We start from the raw sequence: 7,276 nt of genomic DNA on the forward strand, positions 1-7,276 counted from the left end.
CGCATCGAGCATCGCCTCGATCTCCGCGAGGCTTAGTCCATCATATCGAACCCTCGGTCTTTCTCCCGACTAGAAGCCTGCAATTCACGCTCTGACACTTCGGCCTTGAGCGCACTTTTGCGCTCCTCAGGGTAGCGTTCCAGCAAGTCTTGCTGCCGCTTTAGTTCCTCTGGTGGCAGGTCTGCGAACCTGACCCGAAAGATGCCCTCTTCAGTTGGCCTGATCGACGCCAGCCCTCGGACAATCTGGCGAAGCTCCGCGATTTCAGCCCGTCGCTGTTGCTCGACCGCCTCGCGGCGCTCGCGTTCGATCTCGGCATCCACCCTTCGCAGTATTTCCTCATTGCGGCGCTCCGCCTCGGCTTCGGCGGCACGTTGGCGATCCTCTTCGATCCGCTCATCGAGCACGGATTGAGCCGCGCTATACCGCCGGTATTCAGGCGCTAAAGCCTCATCAACCTGCCCAGCGATCCGGCTATACAGCGTGCCCACGGTCCACCTGGCCTCGGTGTGCAGTTTCTCCGCACTGTCCAAGACGCCCTGCCGTTCAGCGGCCAACTCTGTCCATTCGGCGATCTGAGTCTGAATCCTCTTCGACTCAGGATTTTCTGAAACCTCTTTGTCCTGCCGCCAGAACATCAGACCTCCCAAGCGGCTGAATAAGCCCCTGATCGCGCCCCATCGTCCTTCAGAACCACTTGACCTCAGAGCAGCCCTAGGCTGCTGAGTAGGCTCCTGACGCCCTTGGTATCTCTCCGCCTTTTGGTTCAAGCTCCGCACGGTCTCGGTGGCCTCAAGCAGGTCAAGCCTCGCTTTCGCCTCCCCAGCCCTGGCGGTTTCAGCCGCTTTTTCCGCCTCACGATACGCCGGGTCCGCCATCAGCGCCGCAGCCTTCGCCGCCTCCCGGTCGGGCAGTAGCGTATTCACCTCCCATTGGAGCGCGTTTAGCGGCATGCGTCGCCAGCGCTCGCGTTCAAGGTCGATCACCTCGGCATCGGCCTGTCGAACCACCTCTCGTGCCTCTTCAGAGGCCGCTACAGCCCGGTTCACGTCACCAACACCAGTCTGAACCCCGCGCCGCTCCAGCGCGCTCGCAGCAGGCCCCAGATGCACCGTGGGAGCTTGCTCAAGCCCACGCCGGGCAAAGCTGCGGTGATCCACCCTTTCTTCCACCTGCGCCCGTTCGAGGGCCGCGTTGACCTGCTCGGCCCAGACCTCCCGCAACCCCTCCACCAGCGCCGGGCCGGTCGCCCGGTCATCGAGCTGGCGCGTCTTGCCCCCTAGCCCGTTCTCGTTCGCCGCCCGTGTCGTGGTCAGGATGTGCGCGTGCCAGTTCCGCTCGTCGCCCTCCCTGTGCGGCTCATGCAACGCCACGTCCGCAACCACGCCAAACCGCTCAACCACGGTCTCCGCGAACCGCCGGGCCAGCGCAACACGCTCCCCCTCGGGAAGCTCGGCGGGTAGGGCAAGCTCGTATTCACGCGCCACCGTGCTGTTCTTCCGCGTCTCCGCAGCTTCGGCCCGGTTCCACAGGGCCGAGCGGTCCGAGGCCCACGCCTCGGCACCGGCAGGCACGACGATAAACGATTCCACCACGCCACGTTTGCGCGTGTAATCGTGCGTGCGGCCATCCCGCTCGCAGGCAAGACGAATGCCGGAGCGGTAGGCAGCAGCGGCAACCGCGCTGCGACCGCTCGAACGGCTCACCGTCTTGACCGAGAGATGATAGATCGCCACAGCCGCCAACGCTTCCTTTCTTGCCTGCCCCGGCGAGGGGCCGCGCGCAAACTCGAAGAGTTTGCATAAGTGCGCACTTATCACTACCGTTCAAAGTGTCTCACCCATCGACCTATATCGTCAATCCCGCTACGCTATCATAAGATTTTCACGCCAAAGGAGATCAGAATGCGACTTCTACTCGCCATACTCCTGCCATGGCTTCAGTTCTTCACCATCGGCAGACCGATTGCAGGATTATTATGCCTGATCCTTCAAATCACCATCATCGGATGGATTCCAGCCGCCATCTGGTCGGTCTACGCACTCGGCCAATACAAGACCGACAGAAAGATCACGAAAGCGATGAACCATGGCCGGTGATCTCGAAGCCAAGATTGAAGCGGCCCGGAAGCGGGCTGCGCAGGCCAAGGCAAGGCTGGCCGATCTGGAAGCGCGGGCGAGCCAGCAGGCCCGCAAGCTGGACACGCGCCGCAAGGTCATCTTGGGCGGCCTGCTCATCGATGCAGCTGAGAAGGATGATCGCTTCTCCAAGGTGATTACGGCCCTCATGGCTCGGATGGCCCGTGAACAGGATCGCAAGGCGTTTGAGGGCTGGCTGGTCCCTTCCCCCTCTCCTGAACTTCTTGGCGTCAACCAGACGCCCTCAGAGCCGCCCCAGACGGCTGAGTGACCCCCAGACCTCGCCCCATCGTCCCCCAAAGCCACTTGCCGGCCTTAGAGCGATCTCAGGCGGTTTTTTGAGGCCCCCTGACGGCCCACCAGAGCGGCCCGTCAGGGCCGCCAATCATGGGCAAATCGCACTGCGATTTTCCGCTTCTTTCTTCTAAATCTTCTTAGGATAAGGATACCGCCGGACGATTTCGGAAAAAAACCTAGGTTTTCTGCCGGATTGCGGCGGAAATCGCTTGACCGATCGTAATCCACCAGATTACTTTAGTAATCCACCAGATTACTATTAGGAGTCGCGCCCATGGCTGTAACCACTGCCGAACTGCGTCGCCGGGGATATTCGGATGACGATATCCGCCTCGCCCAGACCGTGCAGGAGGCCAACCGGCGAGCAGGGGCGCCTTCCCGAACTTTGGCCGAGGTTTTGGCCGGTCAACAAGCCCGTCCGCGATCAGCTGCGTCGGTCGAGGATCTGACCGTACGCCAGCTTCGCCGACGAGGAACCTACGGCCAAGCCGCGTTGCTCGTTGACCAGGCGGCGCTTGGCGAGCGCGATCCAGCCCGCGCAGCACAAGCAAGGCTGCTCGGCCATGGCTTAAAAGCTATGGCCGAGCGCCCAGTTCAGCTAGAGTTTGACTTCTTTGGAGGCGGTAACGTGAGCCTTGGACACCAGTACATCGACGCCGTACAGGCCCGCTTGATGGCAACGAACGCCACCCCGGCAGAGCGTGACGCTGCCCTTGCGACCCTTCTGCTCATCACCCGGCACCTCGAATGGCAGGGTTATGCGTGCACAAAAATCGCCGCTGATTTGGCTGAGATGCGGGGGGTTAAACCGCAAAATATGAAGGAAACCCTAGCTCTTCTCGAACGTGTTGGCGCAATCAGTCGCGTGAAGCGGGGCCGCACTAAGCTCATCACTGTGACGCCGGAAGGTGCTTTCCGGGGAAAGATCGACAACCACGGCGAGGCCGTCGAACGCTACAAGGCTGAGGTCATCCAACTACGCCCGGAGCCAGCATGAGCGATGAACCCATCAACCTCGTCCTTGAGCACCTGAAGGCTATCCGCATCGAGCTTTCCGCCGTGAGGGATGACGTTCGGGAGATCAAACACCGGCAGTCTGATATGGCTCGCCAATTGGCCGGCCTTCGGCGTGAACAAGCCGGGGATGCCGAGACCATCGCTCACGTCGAAAGCAGGATGGATCGCCTCGGAGAACGGATTGAACGCATCGAGCATCGCCTCGATCTCCGCGAGGCTTAGTCCATCATATCGAACCCTCGGTCTTTCTCCCGACTAGAAGCCTGCAATTCACGCTCTGACACTTCGGCCTTGAGCGCACTTTTGCGCTCCTCAGGGTAGCGTTCCAGCAAGTCTTGCTGCCGCTTTAGTTCCTCTGGTGGCAGGTCTGCGAACCTGACCCGAAAGATGCCCTCTTCAGTTGGCCTGATCGACGCCAGCCCTCGGACAATCTGGCGAAGCTCCGCGATTTCAGCCCGTCGCTGTTGCTCGACCGCCTCGCGGCGCTCGCGTTCGATCTCGGCATCCACCCTTCGCAGTATTTCCTCATTGCGGCGCTCCGCCTCGGCTTCGGCGGCACGTTGGCGATCCTCTTCGATCCGCTCATCGAGCACGGATTGAGCCGCGCTATACCGCCGGTATTCAGGCGCTAAAGCCTCATCAACCTGCCCAGCGATCCGGCTATACAGCGTGCCCACGGTCCACCTGGCCTCGGTGTGCAGTTTCTCCGCACTGTCCAAGACGCCCTGCCGTTCAGCGGCCAACTCTGTCCATTCGGCGATCTGAGTCTGAATCCTCTTCGACTCAGGATTTTCTGAAACCTCTTTGTCCTGCCGCCAGAACATCAGACCTCCCAAGCGGCTGAATAAGCCCCTGATCGCGCCCCATCGTCCTTCAGAACCACTTGACCTCAGAGCAGCCCTAGGCTGCTGAGTAGGCTCCTGACGCCCTTGGTATCTCTCCGCCTTTTGGTTCAAGCTCCGCACGGTCTCGGTGGCCTCAAGCAGGTCAAGCCTCGCTTTCGCCTCCCCAGCCCTGGCGGTTTCAGCCGCTTTTTCCGCCTCACGATACGCCGGGTCCGCCATCAGCGCCGCAGCCTTCGCCGCCTCCCGGTCGGGCAGTAGCGTATTCACCTCCCATTGGAGCGCGTTTAGCGGCATGCGTCGCCAGCGCTCGCGTTCAAGGTCGATCACCTCGGCATCGGCCTGTCGAACCACCTCTCGTGCCTCTTCAGAGGCCGCTACAGCCCGGTTCACGTCACCAACACCAGTCTGAACCCCGCGCCGCTCCAGCGCGCTCGCAGCAGGCCCCAGATGCACCGTGGGAGCTTGCTCAAGCCCACGCCGGGCAAAGCTGCGGTGATCCACCCTTTCTTCCACCTGCGCCCGTTCGAGGGCCGCGTTGACCTGCTCGGCCCAGACCTCCCGCAACCCCTCCACCAGCGCCGGGCCGGTCGCCCGGTCATCGAGCTGGCGCGTCTTGCCCCCTAGCCCGTTCTCGTTCGCCGCCCGTGTCGTGGTCAGGATGTGCGCGTGCCAGTTCCGCTCGTCGCCCTCCCTGTGCGGCTCATGCAACGCCACGTCCGCAACCACGCCAAACCGCTCAACCACGGTCTCCGCGAACCGCCGGGCCAGCGCAACACGCTCCCCCTCGGGAAGCTCGGCGGGTAGGGCAAGCTCGTATTCACGCGCCACCGTGCTGTTCTTCCGCGTCTCCGCAGCTTCGGCCCGGTTCCACAGGGCCGAGCGGTCCGAGGCCCACGCCTCGGCACCGGCAGGCACGACGATAAACGATTCCACCACGCCACGTTTGCGCGTGTAATCGTGCGTGCGGCCATCCCGCTCGCAGGCAAGACGAATGCCGGAGCGGTAGGCAGCAGCGGCAACCGCGCTGCGACCGCTCGAACGGCTCACCGTCTTGACCGAGAGATGATAGATCGCCACAGCCGCCAACGCTTCCTTTCTTGCCTGCCCCGGCGAGGGGCCGCGCGCAAACTCGAAGAGTTTGCATAAGTGCGCACTTATCACTACCGTTCAAAGTGTCTCACCCATCGACCTATATCGTCAATCCCGCTACGCTATCATAAGATTTTCACGCCAAAGGAGATCAGAATGCGACTTCTACTCGCCATACTCCTGCCATGGCTTCAGTTCTTCACCATCGGCAGACCGATTGCAGGATTATTATGCCTGATCCTTCAAATCACCATCATCGGATGGATTCCAGCCGCCATCTGGTCGGTCTACGCACTCGGCCAATACAAGACCGACAGAAAGATCACGAAAGCGATGAACCATGGCCGGTGATCTCGAAGCCAAGATTGAAGCGGCCCGGAAGCGGGCTGCGCAGGCCAAGGCAAGGCTGGCCGATCTGGAAGCGCGGGCGAGCCAGCAGGCCCGCAAGCTGGACACGCGCCGCAAGGTCATCTTGGGCGGCCTGCTCATCGATGCAGCTGAGAAGGATGATCGCTTCTCCAAGGTGATTACGGCCCTCATGGCTCGGATGGCCCGTGAACAGGATCGCAAGGCGTTTGAGGGCTGGCTGGTCCCTTCCCCCTCTCCTGAACTTCTTGGCGTCAACCAGACGCCCTCAGAGCCGCCCCAGACGGCTGAGTGACCCCCAGACCTCGCCCCATCGTCCCCCAAAGCCACTTGCCGGCCTTAGAGCGATCTCAGGCGGTTTTTTGAGGCCCCCTGACGGCCCACCAGAGCGGCCCGTCAGGGCCGCCAATCATGGGCAAATCGCACTGCGATTTTCCGCTTCTTTCTTCTAAATCTTCTTAGGATAAGGATACCGCCGGACGATTTCGGAAAAAAACCTAGGTTTTCTGCCGGATTGCGGCGGAAATCGCTTGACCGATCGTAATCCACCAGATTACTTTAGTAATCCACCAGATTACTATTAGGAGTCGCGCCCATGGCTGTAACCACTGCCGAACTGCGTCGCCGGGGATATTCGGATGACGATATCCGCCTCGCCCAGACCGTGCAGGAGGCCAACCGGCGAGCAGGGGCGCCTTCCCGAACTTTGGCCGAGGTTTTGGCCGGTCAACAAGCCCGTCCGCGATCAGCTGCGTCGGTCGAGGATCTGACCGTACGCCAGCTTCGCCGACGAGGAACCTACGGCCAAGCCGCGTTGCTCGTTGACCAGGCGGCGCTTGGCGAGCGCGATCCAGCCCGCGCAGCACAAGCAAGGCTGCTCGGCCATGGCTTAAAAGCTATGGCCGAGCGCCCAGTTCAGCTAGAGTTTGACTTCTTTGGAGGCGGTAACGTGAGCCTTGGACACCAGTACATCGACGCCGTACAGGCCCGCTTGATGGCAACGAACGCCACCCCGGCAGAGCGTGACGCTGCCCTTGCGACCCTTCTGCTCATCACCCGGCACCTCGAATGGCAGGGTTATGCGTGCACAAAAATCGCCGCTGATTTGGCTGAGATGCGGGGGGTTAAACCGCAAAATATGAAGGAAACCCTAGCTCTTCTCGAACGTGTTGGCGCAATCAGTCGCGTGAAGCGGGGCCGCACTAAGCTCATCACTGTGACGCCGGAAGGTGCTTTCCGGGGAAAGATCGACAACCACGGCGAGGCCGTCGAACGCTACAAGGCTGAGGTCATCCAACTACGCCCGGAGCCAGCATGAGCGATGAACCCATCAACCTCGTCCTTGAGCACCTGAAGGCTATCCGCATCGAGCTTTCCGCCGTGAGGGATGACGTTCGGGAGATCAAACACCGGCAGTCTGATATGGCTCGCCAATTGGCCGGCCTTCGGCGTGAACAAGCCGGGGATGCCGAGACCATCGCTCACGTCGAAAGCAGGATGGATCGCCTCGGAGAACGGATTGAA

Annotated in this window: 10 protein-coding genes; 8 read left to right on the top strand and 2 right to left on the bottom strand. The window is 61.4% G+C overall.

The genetic code is table 11. From position 1 onward, the window contains the following. Positions 1–32: 32 nt before the first annotated feature. Positions 33–1,736 carry a MobQ family relaxase gene (mobQ, locus tag SIL87_RS02285; RefSeq protein ID WP_319612656.1) on the bottom strand — a complete coding sequence of 568 codons (1,704 nt, stop codon included), beginning with the start codon at positions 1,734–1,736 and terminating at the stop codon, positions 33–35. A gap of 168 nt (positions 1,737–1,904) precedes the next feature. On the opposite strand from mobQ (SIL87_RS02285), the gene SIL87_RS02290 reads away from it, so the two are divergent. From SIL87_RS02290 to SIL87_RS02305, 4 genes are all read left to right on the top strand, one after another. Further along, a complete protein-coding gene (locus SIL87_RS02290; RefSeq protein ID WP_319612657.1) occupies positions 1,905–2,099 on the top strand; it encodes a YqaE/Pmp3 family membrane protein in 195 nt (64 codons plus the stop codon). After that, a complete protein-coding gene (locus SIL87_RS02295) occupies positions 2,089–2,409 on the top strand; it encodes a mobilization protein (RefSeq protein ID WP_319612658.1) in 321 nt (106 codons plus the stop codon). Before SIL87_RS02290 ends, SIL87_RS02295 begins: the two co-directional genes overlap by 11 nt. Positions 2,410–2,709: 300 nt before the next feature. Continuing rightward, positions 2,710–3,432, top strand: coding sequence for a helix-turn-helix domain-containing protein (locus tag SIL87_RS02300; protein ID WP_319612659.1), 723 nt, complete (start codon positions 2,710–2,712; stop codon positions 3,430–3,432). Then, on the top strand, positions 3,429–3,674 hold the full coding sequence (locus SIL87_RS02305) for a hypothetical protein (protein WP_319612660.1): 246 nt from the start codon (positions 3,429–3,431) through the stop codon (positions 3,672–3,674). Before SIL87_RS02300 ends, SIL87_RS02305 begins: the two co-directional genes overlap by 4 nt. Here SIL87_RS02305 and mobQ (SIL87_RS02310) read toward each other — a convergent pair. Next, the gene (gene mobQ, locus SIL87_RS02310; RefSeq protein WP_319612656.1) at positions 3,671–5,374 is read right to left on the bottom strand and encodes a MobQ family relaxase; all 1,704 of its coding nucleotides are present in this window, start codon (positions 5,372–5,374) and stop codon (positions 3,671–3,673) included. The two genes, SIL87_RS02305 and mobQ (SIL87_RS02310), sit on opposite strands and share 4 nt — an antisense overlap. 168 nt (positions 5,375–5,542) lie before the next feature. Here mobQ (SIL87_RS02310) and SIL87_RS02315 point away from each other — a divergent pair, with 168 nt between their 5' ends. The 4 genes from SIL87_RS02315 to SIL87_RS02330 form a co-directional block, all read left to right on the top strand. Continuing rightward, entirely contained in the window at positions 5,543–5,737 is a 195-nt protein-coding gene (locus tag SIL87_RS02315) for a YqaE/Pmp3 family membrane protein (RefSeq protein ID WP_319612657.1), read from the top strand. Beyond that, complete coding sequence (locus SIL87_RS02320; protein WP_319612658.1) at positions 5,727–6,047, top strand: mobilization protein; 321 nt, start codon at positions 5,727–5,729, stop codon at positions 6,045–6,047. The genes SIL87_RS02315 and SIL87_RS02320 overlap by 11 nt, the downstream gene beginning before the upstream one ends. A gap of 300 nt (positions 6,048–6,347) precedes the next feature. Continuing rightward, a complete protein-coding gene (locus SIL87_RS02325) occupies positions 6,348–7,070 on the top strand; it encodes a helix-turn-helix domain-containing protein (RefSeq protein WP_319612659.1) in 723 nt (240 codons plus the stop codon). Next, on the top strand, positions 7,067–7,276 hold a 210-nt coding region (locus SIL87_RS02330), incomplete at its 3' end, for a hypothetical protein (RefSeq protein WP_319612661.1). The genes SIL87_RS02325 and SIL87_RS02330, both read left to right, overlap by 4 nt.

Source organism: Acidiphilium acidophilum (assembly GCF_033842475.1).
Lineage (GTDB): Bacteria > Pseudomonadota > Alphaproteobacteria > Acetobacterales > Acetobacteraceae > Acidiphilium > Acidiphilium acidophilum.

Coding starts and splice junctions, on each gene's coding strand:
- SIL87_RS02290 (WP_319612657.1), top strand. CDS start 1,905: ATGCGACTTCTACTCGCCATACTCCTGCCATGGCTTCAGTTCTTCACC.
- SIL87_RS02295 (WP_319612658.1), top strand. CDS start 2,089: ATGGCCGGTGATCTCGAAGCCAAGATTGAAGCGGCCCGGAAGCGGGCT.
- SIL87_RS02300 (WP_319612659.1), top strand. CDS start 2,710: ATGGCTGTAACCACTGCCGAACTGCGTCGCCGGGGATATTCGGATGAC.
- SIL87_RS02305 (WP_319612660.1), top strand. CDS start 3,429: ATGAGCGATGAACCCATCAACCTCGTCCTTGAGCACCTGAAGGCTATC.
- SIL87_RS02315 (WP_319612657.1), top strand. CDS start 5,543: ATGCGACTTCTACTCGCCATACTCCTGCCATGGCTTCAGTTCTTCACC.
- SIL87_RS02320 (WP_319612658.1), top strand. CDS start 5,727: ATGGCCGGTGATCTCGAAGCCAAGATTGAAGCGGCCCGGAAGCGGGCT.
- SIL87_RS02325 (WP_319612659.1), top strand. CDS start 6,348: ATGGCTGTAACCACTGCCGAACTGCGTCGCCGGGGATATTCGGATGAC.